Origin of the sequence: Pseudomonas entomophila, from assembly GCF_018417595.1 — a bacterium.
Lineage (GTDB): Bacteria > Pseudomonadota > Gammaproteobacteria > Pseudomonadales > Pseudomonadaceae > Aquipseudomonas > Aquipseudomonas entomophila_C.
Map to the genome: position 1 here is coordinate 5,238,168 of NZ_CP070982.1, position 17,435 is coordinate 5,255,602.

A 17,435-nucleotide genomic window follows, 5' to 3' on the forward strand; every position below is an offset into this window, starting at 1 on the left:
ACCCGGCGGTTGCCGGGTAGGACTCGAAGGCTATGCATGTAGGGATGCGCTGTTCAGAAGGCCGGCTTTCCTGTCGGGTCAGGGCTTCACTGGGTACCAGCGCGGGGTATAGACCCACTCGCCGCCGTCGGCACGGGGGAAGGTGCAAGTGGTCGAGGAGCCGACCAGCACCATGGTGCGCATGTCGACCATCTCCGGCAGCAACTCGCCCAGGGTGACAACCCGCAGCGTCTGCCCCGGCCGGCCGATATCACGGCCCAGGACCACCGGCGTGCTGGCATCGCGATGTCGGCGCACAACCTCCAGCGCCTGACCCAGTTGGTGAGGCCTTGCCTTGGAAATCGGGTTGTAGAAGGCCAGGACCAAGTCAGCCTCGGCGGCCATGTCCAGCCGCTTCTCGATGATCGACCAAGGCTTGAGATTGTCCGACAGCGACATCACGCAGAAGTCATGCCCCAGCGGCGCCCCCGCTTGCGCGGCGGTGGCCAGCGAGGCCGAGACACCAGGCAGGATCTCCAGATCGACACGCTGCCAGGCGGGGTCGGTGGACTCATGCAGCGCTTCGAGCACCGCGGCGGCCATGGCGAACACGCCTGGATCACCCGACGATACCACCACCACCGATCGGCCCTGGGCTGCCAGTTCGAAGGCATGTCGGGCACGCTGCATCTCTTCGCGATTGTCGGTGCAATGCAACACCTGATCCGCGCGGAACGGGCCCGCCATGCGCACGTAGGTTTCGTAGCCAAGTACATCTTCGGCGTGCGCCAGCTCCGCCTTGACCGCCGGCACCATCAGTTCGGCGGCGCCCGGCCCCAGGCCGATCACCGCCAGACGGCCACGGCGCCGGCCAACGCGGTCGATGTCGACAGGTGCTGCGCAAACGGCGTGGGCTAGCCCCGCAGACGAACCTGTACGCGCTTGTGGCAATGCATCAGCCAGCATCCGCTCGAGGTTCTCGGCGGCTGGGGCGAAGCGCAAGCCAACATTCAGTGCCTGGGCAGCCTCGTGCAGGGTTGGTTCCGCCATCTCGGTTTCGCTCGCCAGCAGGCAGGCCAACGCAGGCTCCGCGATGTTCGCCCGCTGCAATTCCTCCCGTACCTGTTGCACCAGCTCAGCACGACCGGCCGTGACCGCCACCACCACGCAACGCGCATGGATCAGCAGCTCATCAGGGCTGGCCGGCCGCAGCGCACTCCCCACATGAATGGTGCGTTGCGCATCATCGCTGGCTGGCAACTGCGCGTGCGCGAGCCACGGCGCGTCACCTTCGACACGCACCGACTCGCCCGCCAGCAGGTCGGAAACGAAGCGTTTGCCCTGCTCGAGATCCGCCAGCGCGTAGCCCTCTGGCGGGTTGAGCAGGCAGGTGCCGAAGCGCAACTCGCCACTGGTGGTGATCGCTGCGCTTACACCCAACGCTTCACCGATTTCCCGGGCCATGACGTTGACCCCGCCCAGACCACCGAGCAGCGGCACCACGGCACTGCCATCCTCGGCCACTGCCAGCACCGGCGGTTCGACGCCTTTCTCGTTCAGCAACGGCGCCAGAGTGCGAATGACGATACCCGCCGCGCACAGGGCGATGATCGGCGTGTCCTGCCGGTACAACGCACGCAGGGTGTCGCCGAAGGCCGCGTAGTAACGTTCGGCCCCCTCCACGCGCCCTTGCAGGCCGTGGATCACGGCCTGTGGATAACACTGCTGGATACGCTGCGCGGTAGCCAGGCTGCCCGGGCCGAGAATGACGATTGCCGGTGCGTTGTTCATCCCTGCCATTTCTCACCCGGCACGATGATCAGCGAGAAGTACGGCGAGGACTGCGGATCGACCTCATCCAGCGCGACGATCTTCTGGTTGGCCATGGTCGCGCGCTCCACGTATAGCGCGCGCCCGTCCAGCCCCAGTTCCGCCAGCACCTGGCGCACCTTGGGGAAGTTGCGCCCCAGCTTCATGATCACTGCCGCGTCGGCAGCGGCCAAACGCTGCTTCAGCTCTTCAGCGGGCAATACACCAGAGAGCACGGTGAGGGTCTGGTTACGATACACCAGCGGCGCGCCGAGCACCGAGGCGCCACCGAGCATCGAGCAGACTCCGGGGATGACCTGCGCTTCGTAGCGCGATGCCAGACGATCGTGCAGGTACATGTAGGAGCCGTAGAAGAACGGATCGCCTTCGCAGATCACCGCCACGTCGCGGCCGGCATCCAGGTGCGCAGCCACCTGCAAGCTGGCTTCGTCGTAGAAGTCGCTGATCACCTGTTCGTAGGAGAGCGGCGCCGGCAGCGCCTCGGTGGTCACCGGGTAAACCAGCGGCAGCAGGGTCTGTTCGGCTTGCAGGTGCGCCTCGATGATGCCGAAGGCATTACCGCGCTTGCCCTTGGCGACGAAGTACGCCACCACCGGCGCCTCGCGCAGCAGGCGCAGGGCCTTGACCGTGATCAGCTCCGGGTCGCCAGGGCCCACGCCCAGGCCCAGCAGTCGTCCGCGTGCATGCATCATTCCACCTCCGTGGCCAGCGCGTTGACCGCGGCGGCGGCCATCGCGCTGCCGCCCAGGCGGCCCTGCATGATCACGAACGGCACGCCACGGCTGTCGGCGGCGAGCATCGCCTTGGATTCGGCGGCACCGACGAAACCGACCGGGAAGCCGAGGATCAGTGCCGGCTTCGGCGCGCCGGCGTCGAGCATTTCCAGCAGGTAGAACAGCGCGGTCGGCGCATTGCCGATCACCACCACGCTGCCTTCCAGGTGCGGACGCCACAATTCCAGGGCCACCGCCGAACGGGTGTTGCCCTCGGCCTTGGCCAGGTCAGGCACGCTTGGGTCGCGCAGGGTGCAGATCACCGGGTTGTTCGCCGGCAGGCGGGCACGGGTGATGCCTTCGGCGACCATGTGCGCGTCGCAGAGGATCGGCGCGCCCTTGGCCAGGGCTTCGCGGCCAGCGCTGCCGGCGCCTTCGGAGAACTGCAGGCCATCGATGGCCTCGACCATGCCGCAGGCATGGATCACGCGCACGGCGAGCTTTTCAAGATCGGCGGGGATCCGCTCGAGCCGGGCTTCCTCGCGGATGATCCGGAAGGAATTGCGATAGATCTCCTGACCATCGCGGATGTAGTCAATCATCAAGGTGCTCCGTCGGCAGGTCGAGCATGGCGCCTGCTTCTTCTGGGGTGAGGTCGGCGGCGCGCAGCCTGCCGAAGCCCGGCAGGCGCGCGTCGCGCAAGTAAAGGTCATAGCGGCCCGGGGTTCGGGCCAGCAAGGTGGCCGGGGCGGTGTGGGCCATGGCACAGGAACGTGGGCAGGCAGTCAGGTGCACGCTGCCCGGGATACCGTGGTGCAACAAGGCGGCCAAGGTCACGGCATCGGCCTTGGTGTCGGCCTGGGCCTTGGCGCAGCCGCTGGAGCCGGTGCAGGCGACGATCCGCGCCAGCGGATGCTCGTTGTGACAGAGCATGCCGGATGCCATCAGTTGAACGCGCGCGTTTTCCAGCTCGCTCGGTTCAAGGGAGGTCAGCACCAGGCTCTGCCAAGGGCTCAGGCGCAGGCTGCCATCGCCCCATTGCCGGGCGATGCGCGCGACACTGCGCAACATGGCGGGCGTCAGGCGCCCGAGGGGTGGCGCGACGCCCAGGGCCACGCCCTGGCGCTGGGGCAGCAGGCCCAGCCACGGGCTTGTCGTCGCAGGGCGCTGCCAGGCCATCGATGGGGTGTCGATCTGGAGCCCCAGCCCTTCAAGGAAGTGTTCCACCGGGCACACCTGGAGCAGTTGGCGCATGCGCGACTGCTCGGGCGTCGCCAGGTCGAGGAAACGCGCCAGCACCGCGCGCACCAGCGCCAGCCCCTGCTCCACCGGCACAACGCCCAGTGCCTGGCCACCCGACAGGCTGCTCGCCAGCCCAAACCGCAACCAGGTACGCCCGTCGCGCTGTATCGCGGACAACCATAGATCATGGGGGTGCTCGAGCATCGCCAGGCCTTCGCCGCCATCGAGCTGCACGGCGAACTTGGCCGACAGCTTGTGGAACCTGGGTGTGCTTTCCAGCAGGTCGAGGATCTGCCCGGCCAACGCTCGGGTGTCGAACAGCATGACCGGATCGAGCCCGGCCAATGGGCTGAGCATGAGGTTGCGCACATCGTCACCGGCCGCGTCACGCGGACCGAGCCCTGCGGCGAGCAGATGCTCGACCAGGCCGCGATGGTCGCCGCCGATGCCACGGATCTGCAGATTGGCCCGGTTGGTGGCCTCGATCACCCCACCGGCGAAGCGCTCGGCGGCATCGGCCACGGCATCGGCCTGGTCGGCCAGCAGCAGGCCGCCGGGCAGCTTGATCCGGCAGATGCCACCGTCGCGCGCGGCGACGATGCGCCACAACCCCGGGCAGGCCGAGGGACGGGGCGAAACTTCGGGGGGCAGGGGCTGCGTCAAGAGGGCATCCGGCAATCGTGAAAGTGCGCTTCAGTGTAGAAGGCGCGGTATTATGCCTGCTTTGTCCGGCGGCATGAAAAGCCGGTGGTCGAGCATCCACTGCGATTGAGCAGAAATTCTGGACCGCGTCGCCCCCTTCGCGGGTAAACCCGCTCCCACAGGCTCACCGTTGCCCTCGAAGGCTGTGCTGTACCTGTAGGAGCGGATTCATCCGCGAAGGGGCGCGAAGCGGCCCCAAAAAATGGCGGAACGAAACACATGGCCCCCTGGCTGACAGTGATAGGCATCGGCGAAGACGGCTTCAGCGGCCTGGGCAAACAAGCCCGGCGCGCGCTGTTATCAGCCACACGAATCATCGGTGCCCCACGCCAACTGGCCCTGCTGCCCCGCTGCGTGACGGCCGAACAGCTGCACTGGCCCAGCCCCTTCTCCCTGGCCCCGGTCCTGGCCCTGCGCGGCGAGCCGGTATGTGTACTGGCCAGCGGCGACCCGATGTTCTACGGCGTCGGCGCCAGCCTGGCGCGCCAGCTGCCCACTGAAGAACTGCAGGTGCTGTCGATGCCCTCCTCCTGCGCCCTGGCCGCCGCCCGCCTGGGCTGGCCATTGCAGGATGTACAGGTGGTCTCGGTGGTCGCCCGCCCACTGGCCGCGCTCAATGCCCATCTGCACAGCGGCGTACGCCTGCTGGTGCTGAGCAACGACGAAAGCAGCCCGGCGGCCATTGCCGCGCAGCTGCGCGAGCGCGGCTTCGGCCCCAGTCGTCTCCAGGTGTTCGAGCACCTCGGCGGCCCACAGGAGCGAACGCTGAGCGGCACCGCCGACGACTGGCCACACACCGACATCGCCACGCTCAACCTGGTCGCCATCCAATGCCAGGCCTCACCTGACACCCCGCGCCTGCCGCGAGTGGCCGGCCTGCCCGACAGCGCCTTCCGCCATGACGGCCAGCTGACCAAGCGCGACGTGCGCGCCATCACCCTGGCCCGCCTCGCCCCGCAACCCGGCGAGCTGCTGTGGGACGTAGGCGCCGGCTGCGGTTCCATCGGCATCGAATGGATGCGCGCCCACCCCAGCTGCCGCACCCTGGCGATCGAGGCTGACGAAGGCCGCCAGGGCTACATCGAACACAACCGCGATACCCTCGGCGTGCCCGGCCTGCAACTGATCTGCGGCAAGGCACCCGAAGCCTTGGCTGGGCTGGAGCGCCCGGACGCGATCTTCATCGGCGGCGGCGTCACCCGCGAAGGCGTGTTCGACCTGTGCTGGGAGCGCCTGCTGCCGGGCGGACGCCTGGTGGCCAATGCCGTCACGCTGCAAAGCGAAGTCGCCCTGGCGCAGTTCCGCGACCAGCATGGCGGCGAGCTGACCCGCATCCACATCGCCCACACCCAGCCACTGGGCAGCTTCGACACCTGGCGCCAGGCCCTGCCGATCACCCTGCTCGACGTGGTGAAACCCCTCGATGCGTGAAGAAACCCGCGAACAGGCCGCACCGCTGCGCAGCGGCCTGACCACCGGCAGCTGCGCCACCGCCACCAGCCTGGCGGCGGCGCGCCTGCTGTTGACCGGGCAACGACACGACGCGGTGGAGATCACCCTGCCCAAGGGCAAGGTGGTGCAGATGCGCCTGGAGTTCTGCCACCTCAAAGGCGACATAGCCGAGGCCGGCACCTTGAAAGATGCCGGCGACGATCCCGATGTTACCCACGGCGCCCTGCTCTACAGCCAGGTGCGCCTGCTGGCCGAGCCCGGCGTTCGCTTCGTCGCGGGCGCGGGCGTGGGTACCGTGACTCGCCCGGGGCTGGTGCTGGCAGTCGGTGAACCGGCCATCAACCCGGTACCGCGCAAGATGATCAGCGACCATCTGCTGCAGCTGGCCAGTGACTGCGGCTACAACGGCGGTTTCGAAGTCACGGTCAACGTGCAAGATGGCGAACAACTGGCCCTGAAGACCATGAACCCACGCCTGGGCATCCTCGGCGGGCTGTCGATCCTGGGCACCAGCGGCATTGTCCGGCCGTTCTCCTGCTCGGCCTACATCGCCTCGATACACCAGGGCATCGATGTCGCCCACACCAACGGCTACACCCATATCGCCGCCTGCACCGGCAACGCCAGCGAAGACACCATGCGCCGGGTCTACAACCTGCCGGAGATCGCCCTGATCGAGATGGGCGACTTCGTCGGCGCCGTGCTCAAGCACCTGCGCAAGGTCCCCGTGCCACGCCTCACGCTGTGCGGCGGCTTTGGCAAGATCAGCAAGCTGGCGGCCGGGCACATGGACCTGCACAGCCGTCATTCGAGCATCGACCTGCCGCAGTTGGCAGGCTGGGCGGCGGCCATTGGCGCGGACACAGCGCTGCAACAGGCGATCATTGCCGCCAACACCAGCCAGCAGGCCCTCGCCCTCGCGCATGCCGCCGGCATCGCCCTGGGCGATGAGGTGTGCCGCCATGCCCTTGTCTTCGCCCGCAGCGTGGTGCCTGTCCAGGTGCAGGTGGAAGTATTCGCCATCGACCGCCAGGGCGGCATCGTCGGCAAGGCGGGCGTGGCATGAACGGCCGTATCCTGCTGCTCGGCGGCGTCACCGAAGCCCTGGCCATCGCCCGCCGGCTTGGCCCGCAGCATATCTACAGCCTTGCTGGCATCGGCCGCATTCCCCAGGACCTCGCCTGCCAAGTGCGGGTCGGCGGCTATGGCGGCGCCGAAGGCTTGGCCGAGTACCTGCGTGATGCCGGCATTGACCTGTTGATCGACGCCACCCATCCCTATGCCGCGCAGATCAGCCGCAATGCAGCTCTCGCCGCACGCAACGCCGGCATTCCCTGCTGGGCCCTGCGCCGCCCGGCGTGGCAGGCGCAACCCGGCGATGACTGGCGCGAAGTCGAGGACTGGGCCGGCCTGATCGAGGCGCTGGCCCTATTCCAGCGCCCCTTGTTCACCCTTGGCCGCGAACCCCTGCAACATCTGGACGAAATCCCGCCACACCAGTTCTGGACCCTGCGCGCCCTCGAGGCGTGCCCCGGCAATGAACGCTGCGAGGTGATCGGTGCCCGCGGGCCGTTCCTCATCGACGACGAACGTGCCCTGTTCGAACGTCGGCGGATCGATGTGCTGGTGAGCAAAAACAGCGGCAGCACGGCCACCGAGCCGAAGTTGGAAGTGGCGCGGGAGCGCGGGATTCCAGTGCTGGTACTCAAGCGGCCGGTGCTGCCGGAAGTGGATCGGGCGCTTCAGGATGCGGGGGCGCTACTGGAGGCACTCGGCCTGTCCAAGGCCTGACTCGCACACTGTATATCCCATTGACATATCCAATCCTGGAATTAAACTCCAGACATACATTTGCGCTTTCAAGGAGGCCCATCATGGAGCAAGGTGCAGTCTTCAAAAGCAACCGCAGCCAGGCTATCCGCATGCCAAAAGCCCTCGCTCTTCCAGAAGACGTCACCCGCGTGGACATCGTCGCGGTGGGCCGTTCCCGTATCATCTCGCCTGCCGGCGAAAGCTGGGACAGCTGGTTCGAGGGTGACGATGTGAGTGCGGACTTCATGGCAAGCAGGGAACAGCCAGCCGACCAAGAGCGCGAAGGATTCTGATGCTCAGGTACATGCTCGATACCAACATCTGCATTTTCACCATCAAGAACAAGCCACAGGTAGTGCGCGAGGCATTCAATCGCTACCACGGCCAACTGGCCATCAGCACGGTAACCCTGATGGAGTTGATCTACGGTGCGGAAAAATCCGCCGCGCCGGAACGTAACCTAGCCATTGTCGAGGGGTTCGCCGCACGGCTCGATGTGCTTGACTACGACATTCAGGGCGCAGCTCACACCGCGCAGCTACGTGCGGAACTGGCCAAGGCCGGCACGCCCATCGGCCCCTATGACAGAATGATTGCCGGCCACGCCCGCGCTCGTGGCCTCACGCTGGTGACCAACAACTTGCGCGAGTTCCAGCGTGTTCCGGGGTTGCGTGTGGAAGACTGGGTGACATACCCACGCTGACGATCACGAGATGGCCCTGTGCCTTGATCCTGCCGTAGAATCACCTCTCCCCTTCTGGAAGGCTCCACCCATATGGAAATGCAATGGTGGATCTGGCTCGTCTTCGGCGTAGCCCTGATCCTGCTGGAACTGGTGCTCCCCACCTTCTTCATCCTCTGGTTCGGCATCGGCGCCGTGCTGGTGTCGCTCGTCTCGCTGCTCGCCCCCAGCCTGCAACTCGATATGCAAGGCCTGCTGTGGATCGTGTTCTCATCGATCACCACTGCGCTCTGGTTCAAGGTGTTCCGCCGCAAGAAGCCGGACGTGCGCTGGACCGCCGACAGCGTGATCGGTGAAGTCGGCCTGTTGACCGCCAACGTGTCGCAGTTCCAGAAAGGCCGGGTGCGCTTTCAGAAACCCATCCTCGGCAACGAGGAGTGGACCTGCGTCTCGGACAACGACATCCCCGCCGGCGAGCGTGTGCGCCTGGCCGCCATCGAAGGCAACACCGCCCGGGTCACCCGGGCCTGAATCCGCACTAAAAGGAAGTTCGCAAGCATGACCAGCCTCATCGTCATCGGCACCCTCGCCGCATTCGTACTGATCACTGTGTTCAAGGGGGTACGCATCGTGCCCCAGGGCGAAGAATGGATCGTCGAGCGCCTGGGCCGCTACCACAGCACCCTCAAGCCGGGCCTGAACATCGTCATCCCGTACATGGACGTGGTCGCCTACCGCCTGCCGACCAAGGACATCATCCTCGACGTGCAGCAGCAGGAGATCATCACCAAGGACAACGCGGTGATCGTCGCCAACGCCCTGTGCTTCGCCAAGGTGGTAGACCCACAGAAAGCCTCGTACGGCGTGCAGAATTTCTCGTTCGCCGTCACCAGCCTGACCATGACCTCGCTGCGCGCCATCGTCGGCGCCATGGACCTGGACGAGGCGCTGTCCAGCCGCGAGCAGATCAAGGCGCGCCTGCGCGAGGCGATGTCCGAGCAGACCGAAGACTGGGGCGTGACCGTGCGCTCGGTGGAAATCCAGGACATCAAGCCCTCGCCGAGCATGCAAAGCGCCATGGAACGCCAGGCGGCTGCCGAACGTGAGCGTAAAGCCGATGTAACCCGCGCCGAAGGCAACAAACAGGCGGCCATCCTCGAAGCTGAAGCGCGCCTGCAGGCGGCCAAGCTGGATGCCGAAGCCCAGGTCAACCTGGCCGAAGCGTCGGCGCGGGCGATCACCCTGGTCAAGGAAGCGGTGGGCAGCGAGACGGTACCGGCCATGTACCTGTTGGGTGAGCGGTATATCGGGGCGATGGAGAACCTGGCGGCTAGCGACAATTCGAAAGTCGTGGTGCTGCCGGCTGATCTGCAGGAAACCGTACGCGGGCTGCTGGGCCGCGGCAAGGCCTGATATCTGCGTCACCTTCTTCGCGGGCAAGCCCGCGAAGAAGCCAATACAGGCCGCAAAAACCCCAGGTGCGGCACTTCACCGCACCCCGGCATTTTTTCCTATACTCCGCCGTACAATAGCCATCACGATTCCTGACCGGATCTCTCCATGCCCCCACGTCGGCACATCGCCTGGATAGCCTGCCTCGCCGTGCTGTTCAACCTGCTGGCCATGCCGCTGTCCTCTGCCGCGCCGAAAGGCCCGGCCGAACAGCTGCTGTGGGGGGCTTTCTGTTCCAGCATGGCCAACAAGGCCAAGGTCGATGTCCAGGCCCTGGCCAAGATCGACCTCGGTACGCAAAGCGACGACAGCGCCAGCATGATGAACTGCTGGTGCTGCCTGGGCGCCGCGCCCCTGCTGGCCCTGCCCGGCTACCCGCCGCAGTTGCACAATCCGCCCGTGCTGCCTGCCGGCCACCCGCCGCAACTCGCCGACTACCAGCTCACGCCGCGCCAGTTATGGCCCGCGCTCAACCCCCGTGCCTCTCCTCTGGCCTGAGTTCACTACGCTGTCTGCCTGAACCTCAACAGATCGGAGACTCACCCATGCTCAAGCAAGCCCTTGTCCTGGCCGCCCTGCTGCTGCCCGGTGCCTACGCCAACGCCCACGAGTACAGCAAAGGCGACCTGCACATCGCCCACCCCTGGTCGCTGGAGCTGCCGCCGAACGCGCCCAATGTCGCGGCCTATTTCGTCGTGCACAACAACGGCAAGACCGATGACCGCCTGCTTTCGGCGGACACGCCGATCAGCACCGACGCCCAACTGCACGAACACACGATGAGCGCCGCCGGCGCCATGAAGATGCAGCAGGTGCAAAGCGTGGTGGTGCCCGCCGGCAAGGACCTGACCTTCGCCCCCAGCGCCTACCACGTGATGATCATGCAGCCCAAGGACCGCAGCCTGCTGAGCGATGGCAAGCGCTTCCCGCTGACCCTGCACTTCGAGAAGGCCGGTGACATCACCGTCGAGGTCGCCGTGCAGAAGCAGCCGCCCGCCGACCAGGCGCAGCACGAGCACACGCACTGATCCGATAGCTGACTGGCGCTCGCCATGAGCCTGCCGCGCTACAGCTGCGCCCGCACTACCCGCCCTGATCGCAGGCGCGTCGGTGGCGGCTGGCTGAGCCTGTTCGCCATGTGGATGATCTTCATCGGCCCGCTGGTTTCCCAGTCGATGCCGATGGAGCACCACGCCGGCATGTCCATGCCCATGGACATGTCGATGAGCATGCCCATGGCGCACGGCCACAACGAACACCACGGCCACGGCAACGATGGCCAGCTGCACGTGATGTGGGAGAAGTGCGGCTACTGCAGCCTGCTGTTCAACTGCCCCGCCCTGCCCCAGACCCTCAGCCCGCTCAGCGCGGGCAGTGTCACCCCACCCACCCACCTCACCGTCGCCACGCGCCAGGGCCATGCCCGGCAGGCTGTATTCCCCGGCGCCCGCAGCCGCGCGCCGCCCCGTTCGATCGTCGCTTGAACACAACACGATAAACGCCCGAAGCCAGGAGGCTTCGCGCTGACTCACGACTGATCGACTGGAATCATTATGTCCGGCTGCACCCCTGTTTTTGCCCTTTCCCTGCGCGGCACCGTCGCCGTGCTCTGCGGCTCGCTGCTCGCGCCACTGGCCTTGGCCGCCGAAACCGGCCATGAAGGCCATGTACACGACCCGGCCGAACTGAGCCCGACGGTGATCACCGCCATCGCTCCAAGCTCGCCACTGACCGTGGTCACCAATCCCAAGGACCCGCGCCAGCCGGTGCCGGCCAGCGACGGCGGCGACTACCTCAAGACCATCCCCGGCTTCTCGGTGATCCGCGCCGGCGGCACCAATGGCGACCCGGTGCTGCGCGGCATGTTCGGCTCGCGCCTGAACATCCTCACCAACGGCGGCACGATGCTCGGCGCCTGCCCCGGCCGCATGGACGCCCCGACCTCGTACATCTCGCCGGAAACCTACGACCGCCTCACCGTGATCAAGGGCCCGCAAAGCGTGATCTGGGGCCCGGGCGGCTCCGCTGGCACCATCCTGTTCGAGCGTGAGCCGGAGAAATTCGGCGAGCTGGGCAGCCGGGTCAACGGCAGCGTACTGGCCGGCTCCAACGGCCGCTTCGACAAGGTGCTCGACGCCGCGGCCGGCAACCAGCTCGGCTACGTGCGCTTCATCGGCAACCAGTCGCACTCGGACGACTTCGAGGACGGCAACGGCGACACCGTGCCGTCGCGCTGGGACAAGTGGAACGGCGACGTCACTCTTGGCTGGACCCCGGACGCCGACACCCTGCTGGAACTGACCGCCGGCAAGGGCGACGGCGAGGCTCGCTCCGCCGGGCGCGGCATGGACGGTTCGCAGTTCAAGCGCGAAAGCCTGGGGCTGCGTTTCGAGAAGTCCAACCTCGGCGAGGTGCTCGACAAGGTCGAGGCGCAGGTCTACTACAACTACGCCGACCACGTGATGGACAACTACACCCTGCGCACCCCGTCGGGCACCGGCATGATGGGCATGCCCATGGTCAGCAACGTCGACCGCCGCACCATGGGCGCGCGGATCAAGGCCACCTGGCGCTGGGCCGACGTGCAGTTGATCAGCGGCATCGACGCACAGACCAACGAGCACCGCCAGCGCGGCGGCATGGGCGTCAACGCGCACAAGGGCAAGCCCTGGACCAAGGATGCCGACTTCCACAACTACGGCGCCTTCGGCGAGCTCACCTGGTATGCGACCGGTGAGGATCGCCTGGTCACCGGCGCCCGCCTGGACCGTGCCTCGGCCCGTGATTTCCGCAAGGGCAGTGCCACCGAAGGCGACACCCGCGCCGACACCCTGCCCAGCGGCTTCGTGCGCTACGAGCACGACCTGGCGGCGATCCCCGCCACCACCTACATCGGCCTCGGCCACACCCAGCGCTTCCCCGACTACTGGGAGCTGTTCTCGCCCAAGCGTGCCCCGGCGGGCGCGGTCAACGCCTTCGATGGCATCAAGCCGGAGAAGACCACCCAACTCGACTTCGGCATCCAGTACCGCGACGAGCGCCTGGAAGCCTGGGCCTCGGGTTATGTCGGGCAGGTCCGCGACTACATCCTGTTCGACTACCAACGCAACATGATGGGCTCGCTCACCTCCCAGGCGCAGAACATCGACGCCCGCATCATGGGCGGTGAAGTGGGCGCGGCCTACAAGCTGACCGAGAACTGGAAGGCGGATGCCACCCTGGCCTACGCCTGGGGCAAGAACAGCAGCGACGGCAAGGCCCTGCCACAGATGCCACCGCTGGAAAGCCGCCTGGGCCTGACCTACAGCCGTGACACCTGGAGCGTGGGTGCCCTGTGGCGCCTGGTCGACGAGCAGAACCGCATCGCCAAGAACCAGGGCAACGTGGTCGGCAAGGACTACGACACCAGCGCCGGTTTCGGTGTGTTCTCGCTCAACGGCGCCTACAAGATCAACCACAACCTCAAGCTCAGCGCGGGCGTCGACAACCTGTTCGACAAGGCCTACGCCGAGCACCTGAACCTGGCCGGGAACGCCGGGTTCGGCTACCCGGCCAACGCCACGGAACCGGTGAACGAGCCAGGCAGGACCTTCTGGACCAAGGTCGACTTCAGCTTCTGACAACAACAAACGGGCGCGGGACCTGACCGCGCCCAACTCAGGTCTACGGGAGGCTCTCATGAGCAAACCAAACGTTTCCTTCTACAACCTTGCGTGGCGCTGGCATTTCTATGCCGGGCTGTTCGTGGCACCGTTCATGATCCTGCTGGCGATCACCGGGATCATCTACCTGTTCAAGCCGCAGCTCGACCCGTTGATGTACCGCGAGCTGATGGTGGTCGAGGCCGGCCATCACCGGCAAGGCGCCGATACCCTGCTGGCCAACGTGCGCCAGGCTTATCCACAGGGCCATGTCGGCCAGTACCTGCCACCGCTGAATGCCGAACGCAGCGCGCAGTTCGTCGTGCATGACGGCGGTCGTGAGCTGAACGTGTTCGTCGATCCATACAGCGGCAAAGTGCTGGGCGCACAGGACGGCAAGCAGAACCTGCAAGCCATCGCCCGTGCCCTGCATGGCGAACTGATGGTCGGCACGGTCGGTGACCGGCTGGTGGAACTGGCGGCGGGCTGGGGCGTTGTCCTGGTCGTGTCCGGCCTCTATTTGTGGTGGCCACGCGGGCGCAGCAGCGCAGGCGTGCTGTGGCCACGTTTCAGCGCACGCGGCCGAGTGCTGTGGCGCGACCTGCATGCCGTCACCGGCTTCTGGGGTTCGGCCCTGCTGCTGTTGATGCTGATCAGCGGCATGACCTGGACCGGGCTGTGGGGCAAGCAGTATGCCGACCTGTGGAATCGTTTCCCGGCGGCCATGTGGAATGACGTGCCCAAGTCCGATAAAGAAGCCCGCGACCTCAACAGTGCCCATCGCCAGACCGTGCCGTGGGCCATGGAGAACACCCCGATGCCGGTGTCCGGCGCCCATGCCGAGCATGCCGGGCATCACATGATGGATCACGCCCCGGCGGCGCCGCAGGTCAGCCTGCAGCAGGTCGAGGATGTCGCCACTCTGCGCAAGGTCGAGCCGGGCTACAGCATCACTCTGCCAACCACTGCTAACGGTGTGTTCACCATCGCGGTGTTCGCCGACGATCCGCGTAACGACGCCACCCTGCATGTGGACCAGTACACCGGCCAGGTGCTGGCCGATGTGCGCTGGCAAGACTACAGCCCGGTGGCCCGCGCCACGGAACTGGGGGTGATGCTGCACGAGGGCAAGATGTTCGGGCCGCTGAACCAGATCGTCATCCTGCTGGTTTGCCTGATGATCCTGCTGGGCTCGGTGAGTGGGCTGGTGATGTGGTGGAAGCGCAAGCCAGATGGTGGACTGGGGGTGCCGCCGCTGCGCCATGACCTGCCGCGCTGGAAGACGGCGGTGGGGGTGATGGTGGTGCTGGGCATTGCCTTCCCGCTGGTGGGGATCTCGATGGTGGTGATGTGGGTCGTCGATAATCTCGTGATGCGCAGGCACAAGGTCATGGCCCAAGCCTGATTGCGCACAGGCCTCTTCGCGGGCAAGCCCGCGAAGAGGCCGGCACCATCAACCATTGATTCCCGTCATGTCCCCGCCCCCGCTGCACCGCCAAGATCGTGTCGATCTGCCACGCCCGTGATCGGAACACGACGTGATAGCCTACGCGGCTTTCGCTCACAAAAAGACTGACCCTCAATGGAATGCAGCCTATGACCCGGACCTCCCAGACACCCTCTGAAGAGCAGCACCTGCAACGCAACCTGACCAACCGCCACATCCAGCTCATCGCCATCGGCGGCGCCATCGGCACCGGCCTGTTCATGGGCTCGGGCAAGACCATCAGCCTGGCCGGCCCGTCGATCATCTTCGTCTACATGATCATCGGCTTCATGCTGTTCTTCGTCATGCGCGCCATGGGCGAGCTGCTGCTGTCGAACCTCAACTACAAGTCGTTCATCGATTTCTCCGCCGACCTGCTCGGCCCCTGGGCCGGCTACTTCACCGGCTGGACCTACTGGTTCTGCTGGGTGGTCACCGGCATCGCCGACGTGGTGGCGATCGCCGCCTACACGCAATTCTGGTTCCCGGAACTGCCGCAGTGGATACCGGCGCTGAGCTGCGTGGCCCTGTTGCTGTCGCTGAACCTGGTGACGGTGAAGATGTTCGGCGAAATGGAATTCTGGTTCGCCCTGATCAAGATCATCGCCATCATGGGCCTGGTCGCCACCGGCCTGTACATGGTCGTCACCGGCTTCCAGTCGCCGAGCGGGCACAGCGCCACCCTGGCCAACCTGTGGAATGACGGCGGCATGTTCCCCAACGGCCTGCTCGGCTTCTTCGCCGGTTTCCAGATCGCCGTGTTCGCTTTCGTCGGTATCGAGCTGGTGGGCACCACCGCTGCTGAAGCGAAGAACCCCGAGCGCACCCTGCCGCGGGCGATCAACTCGATCCCGATCCGCATCATCGTGTTCTATGTGCTCGCGCTGATCGCGATCATGGCGGTGACCCCATGGCGCGACGTGGTGCCGGGCAAGAGCCCGTTCGTGGAACTGTTCATGCTGGCCGGCCTGCCGGCGGCGGCGAGCATCATCAACTTCGTGGTGCTGACCTCGGCGGCCTCGTCGGCCAACAGCGGCGTGTTCTCCACCAGCCGCATGCTGTTTGGTCTGGCCCAGGAGGGCGACGCGCCCAAGGCGTTCGAGAAACTCTCGCGCCGCGCGGTGCCGGCCAACGGCCTGTACTTCTCCTGCACCTGCCTGCTGCTGGGCGCGGTGCTGATCTACCTGGTACCCAATGTGATCGAAGCCTTCACCCTGGTGACGACGGTGTCGGCGGTGCTGTTCATGTTCGTGTGGACGCTGATCCTGCTGTCGTACCTGAGCTACCGCAAACAGCGCGCGGCGCTGCATGAGCAGTCCACCTACAAAATGCCCGGCGGGCGTTTCATGTGCTATGTGTGCCTGGTGTTCTTCGCCGGCATCCTGGTGTTGCTGAGCCTGGAGGCGGATACGCGCTCGGCGCTGGTGGTGACGCCGATCTGGTTCGTGATCCTGGCGGTGACCTATCAGTTTGTGCGCAGCAGGCGTCAGCCGCGTGCGGCGGTGCGTGAGGCGTCTAACAACTGATCCGGCCAATGGGGCCGCTGCGCGGCCCTTTCGCGACACAAGGCCGCTCCCACAGAGCTGCGCAAGACCAATGGTATGCGCGGTCCATGTGGGAGCGGCCTTCCCAGGATTTTCAGCCAAGCACTAAGCCTGCTCCAACCCCTCAAGCACCGCCTCGGCCAACGCCAGGCCTTTCTCCAGCGAGTTCTCCGTCGCCGTCAGCAAACTGCGCAACGGCTCCCCCGCCTTCTCCAACGCGGTGGCATTGGTTTCATACGCCGCCTTCAACGCCGCCACCGCGCACACCAGCGCATCCTCGCTATCAACGCCAGAACGTACCGAGAGAATCGGATCATGGGCGTGATTGCAGGTGCCGAAGTGGGAACCAGCAGTGACGGGACGTGATTTGCGGGGACTGTGGTTGACCAGCGATTCCTGGTTCATGGCTGCACCTCTCGATGAAAGGTGGCGATCTCGACAAATGCGAACGGTGGATCTGGAACGATCTTCTTGAGCATGGTGCATCTCCTTGCGGCTCTCCGTAATGACGCTCCGCACCCACACGCCAATATGGGTGGACGGAGCCGTGCGGGTTGGCGTGCCGGACAGAGAGAGCCGGTGAGCCCGAAGGCTCCCACACACGGCTCCGCCCATAACGGGTGCAGCCATGCAGGACACTGCTGAAAGTGCCCGCTCTCTGTATCCGGGACGCCAATCCCGAACCGCAGAAACTACTGCGGTGCGGCACGGTACTCAAGTACTGCTAGTGTGTCAAAATGTTGGGCGGCAAATGCCTTCAGTAAGCCCTCCGTACACCTAAATGGGACTGCTTTGCAGTCCTTCGCGGATGAATCCGCTCCTACAGGGGCAGCGCCGTGCTTGTAGGAGCGGATTCATCCGCGATGGGCCGCACAGCGGCCCCAATCCTGTGCATGCTAA

General features: G+C 65.8%; 18 protein-coding genes. 13 read left to right on the forward strand and 5 right to left on the reverse strand.

The window, feature by feature from the left end; translation table 11 throughout:
* Positions 1-78: 78 nt before the first annotated feature.
* The 4 genes from cobJ to cobG are packed head-to-tail and all read right to left on the reverse strand — an operon-like array spanning position 79 to position 4,442.
* The gene (gene cobJ / locus JYG34_RS22970; protein WP_213658475.1) at positions 79-1,779 is read right to left on the reverse strand and encodes a precorrin-3B C(17)-methyltransferase; all 1,701 of its coding nucleotides are present in this window, start codon (positions 1,777-1,779) and stop codon (positions 79-81) included.
* Positions 1,767-2,501: a precorrin-2 C(20)-methyltransferase gene (locus tag JYG34_RS22975; RefSeq protein WP_213658476.1), complete on the reverse strand. Its 735-nt coding sequence runs from the start codon at positions 2,499-2,501 to the stop codon at positions 1,767-1,769. Before JYG34_RS22975 ends, cobJ begins: the two co-directional genes overlap by 13 nt.
* Positions 2,498-3,124, reverse strand: coding sequence for a precorrin-8X methylmutase (locus JYG34_RS22980; protein WP_046854044.1), 627 nt, complete (start codon positions 3,122-3,124; stop codon positions 2,498-2,500). Before JYG34_RS22980 ends, JYG34_RS22975 begins: the two co-directional genes overlap by 4 nt.
* Entirely contained in the window at positions 3,117-4,442 is a 1,326-nt protein-coding gene (gene cobG / locus JYG34_RS22985; protein ID WP_213658477.1) for a precorrin-3B synthase, read from the reverse strand. The genes JYG34_RS22980 and cobG overlap by 8 nt, the downstream gene beginning before the upstream one ends.
* 243 nt (positions 4,443-4,685) lie before the next feature.
* Here cobG and cbiE point away from each other — a divergent pair, with 243 nt between their 5' ends.
* The 13 genes from cbiE (at position 4,686) to cycA (ending at position 16,517) form a co-directional block, all read left to right on the forward strand.
* On the forward strand, positions 4,686-5,897 hold the full coding sequence (cbiE, locus tag JYG34_RS22990; RefSeq protein ID WP_213658478.1) for a precorrin-6y C5,15-methyltransferase (decarboxylating) subunit CbiE: 1,212 nt from the start codon (positions 4,686-4,688) through the stop codon (positions 5,895-5,897).
* Positions 5,890-6,984, forward strand: a complete 1,095-nt coding sequence (locus JYG34_RS22995) for a cobalt-precorrin-5B (C(1))-methyltransferase (RefSeq protein WP_213658479.1) — start codon at positions 5,890-5,892, stop codon at positions 6,982-6,984. Before cbiE ends, JYG34_RS22995 begins: the two co-directional genes overlap by 8 nt.
* Positions 6,981-7,709 (forward strand): cobalt-precorrin-6A reductase, encoded by a 729-nt coding sequence (locus JYG34_RS23000; RefSeq protein ID WP_213658480.1) that lies wholly within the window; start codon positions 6,981-6,983, stop codon positions 7,707-7,709. The genes JYG34_RS22995 and JYG34_RS23000 overlap by 4 nt, the downstream gene beginning before the upstream one ends.
* An 83-nt stretch (positions 7,710-7,792) precedes the next feature.
* Positions 7,793-8,023, forward strand: a complete 231-nt coding sequence (gene vapB, locus JYG34_RS23005; RefSeq protein WP_011535889.1) for a type II toxin-antitoxin system VapB family antitoxin — start codon at positions 7,793-7,795, stop codon at positions 8,021-8,023.
* Positions 8,023-8,433 (forward strand): type II toxin-antitoxin system tRNA(fMet)-specific endonuclease VapC, encoded by a 411-nt coding sequence (gene vapC / locus JYG34_RS23010; protein WP_213658481.1) that lies wholly within the window; start codon positions 8,023-8,025, stop codon positions 8,431-8,433. The genes vapB and vapC overlap by 1 nt, the downstream gene beginning before the upstream one ends.
* 72 nt (positions 8,434-8,505) lie before the next feature.
* Complete coding sequence (locus JYG34_RS23015) at positions 8,506-8,943, forward strand: NfeD family protein (RefSeq protein ID WP_011535891.1); 438 nt, start codon at positions 8,506-8,508, stop codon at positions 8,941-8,943.
* Positions 8,944-8,970: 27 nt separating this feature from the next.
* Entirely contained in the window at positions 8,971-9,825 is an 855-nt protein-coding gene (locus JYG34_RS23020) for an SPFH domain-containing protein (RefSeq protein WP_011535892.1), read from the forward strand.
* A gap of 147 nt (positions 9,826-9,972) precedes the next feature.
* Positions 9,973-10,362, forward strand: a complete 390-nt coding sequence (locus tag JYG34_RS23025) for a DUF2946 domain-containing protein (protein ID WP_213658482.1) — start codon at positions 9,973-9,975, stop codon at positions 10,360-10,362.
* 47 nt (positions 10,363-10,409) lie between these two features.
* Positions 10,410-10,892: a copper chaperone PCu(A)C gene (locus JYG34_RS23030; RefSeq protein ID WP_213658483.1), complete on the forward strand. Its 483-nt coding sequence runs from the start codon at positions 10,410-10,412 to the stop codon at positions 10,890-10,892.
* Positions 10,893-10,916: 24 nt separating this feature from the next.
* Entirely contained in the window at positions 10,917-11,348 is a 432-nt protein-coding gene (locus JYG34_RS23035) for a DUF2946 domain-containing protein (protein WP_213658484.1), read from the forward strand.
* A 69-nt stretch (positions 11,349-11,417) separates the two neighbouring features.
* Positions 11,418-13,484, forward strand: coding sequence for a TonB-dependent copper receptor (locus JYG34_RS23040; protein ID WP_213658485.1), 2,067 nt, complete (start codon positions 11,418-11,420; stop codon positions 13,482-13,484).
* 58 nt (positions 13,485-13,542) lie between these two features.
* Positions 13,543-14,910: a PepSY-associated TM helix domain-containing protein gene (locus tag JYG34_RS23045; RefSeq protein ID WP_213658486.1), complete on the forward strand. Its 1,368-nt coding sequence runs from the start codon at positions 13,543-13,545 to the stop codon at positions 14,908-14,910.
* Positions 14,911-15,101: 191 nt separating this feature from the next.
* Positions 15,102-16,517 (forward strand): D-serine/D-alanine/glycine transporter, encoded by a 1,416-nt coding sequence (cycA, locus tag JYG34_RS23050; RefSeq protein WP_213658487.1) that lies wholly within the window; start codon positions 15,102-15,104, stop codon positions 16,515-16,517.
* Between the two features lie 123 nt (positions 16,518-16,640).
* Here cycA and JYG34_RS23055 read toward each other — a convergent pair whose 3' ends face one another.
* Positions 16,641-16,940 (reverse strand): hypothetical protein, encoded by a 300-nt coding sequence (locus JYG34_RS23055; RefSeq protein WP_213658488.1) that lies wholly within the window; start codon positions 16,938-16,940, stop codon positions 16,641-16,643.
* Positions 16,941-17,435 lie beyond the last annotated feature (495 nt).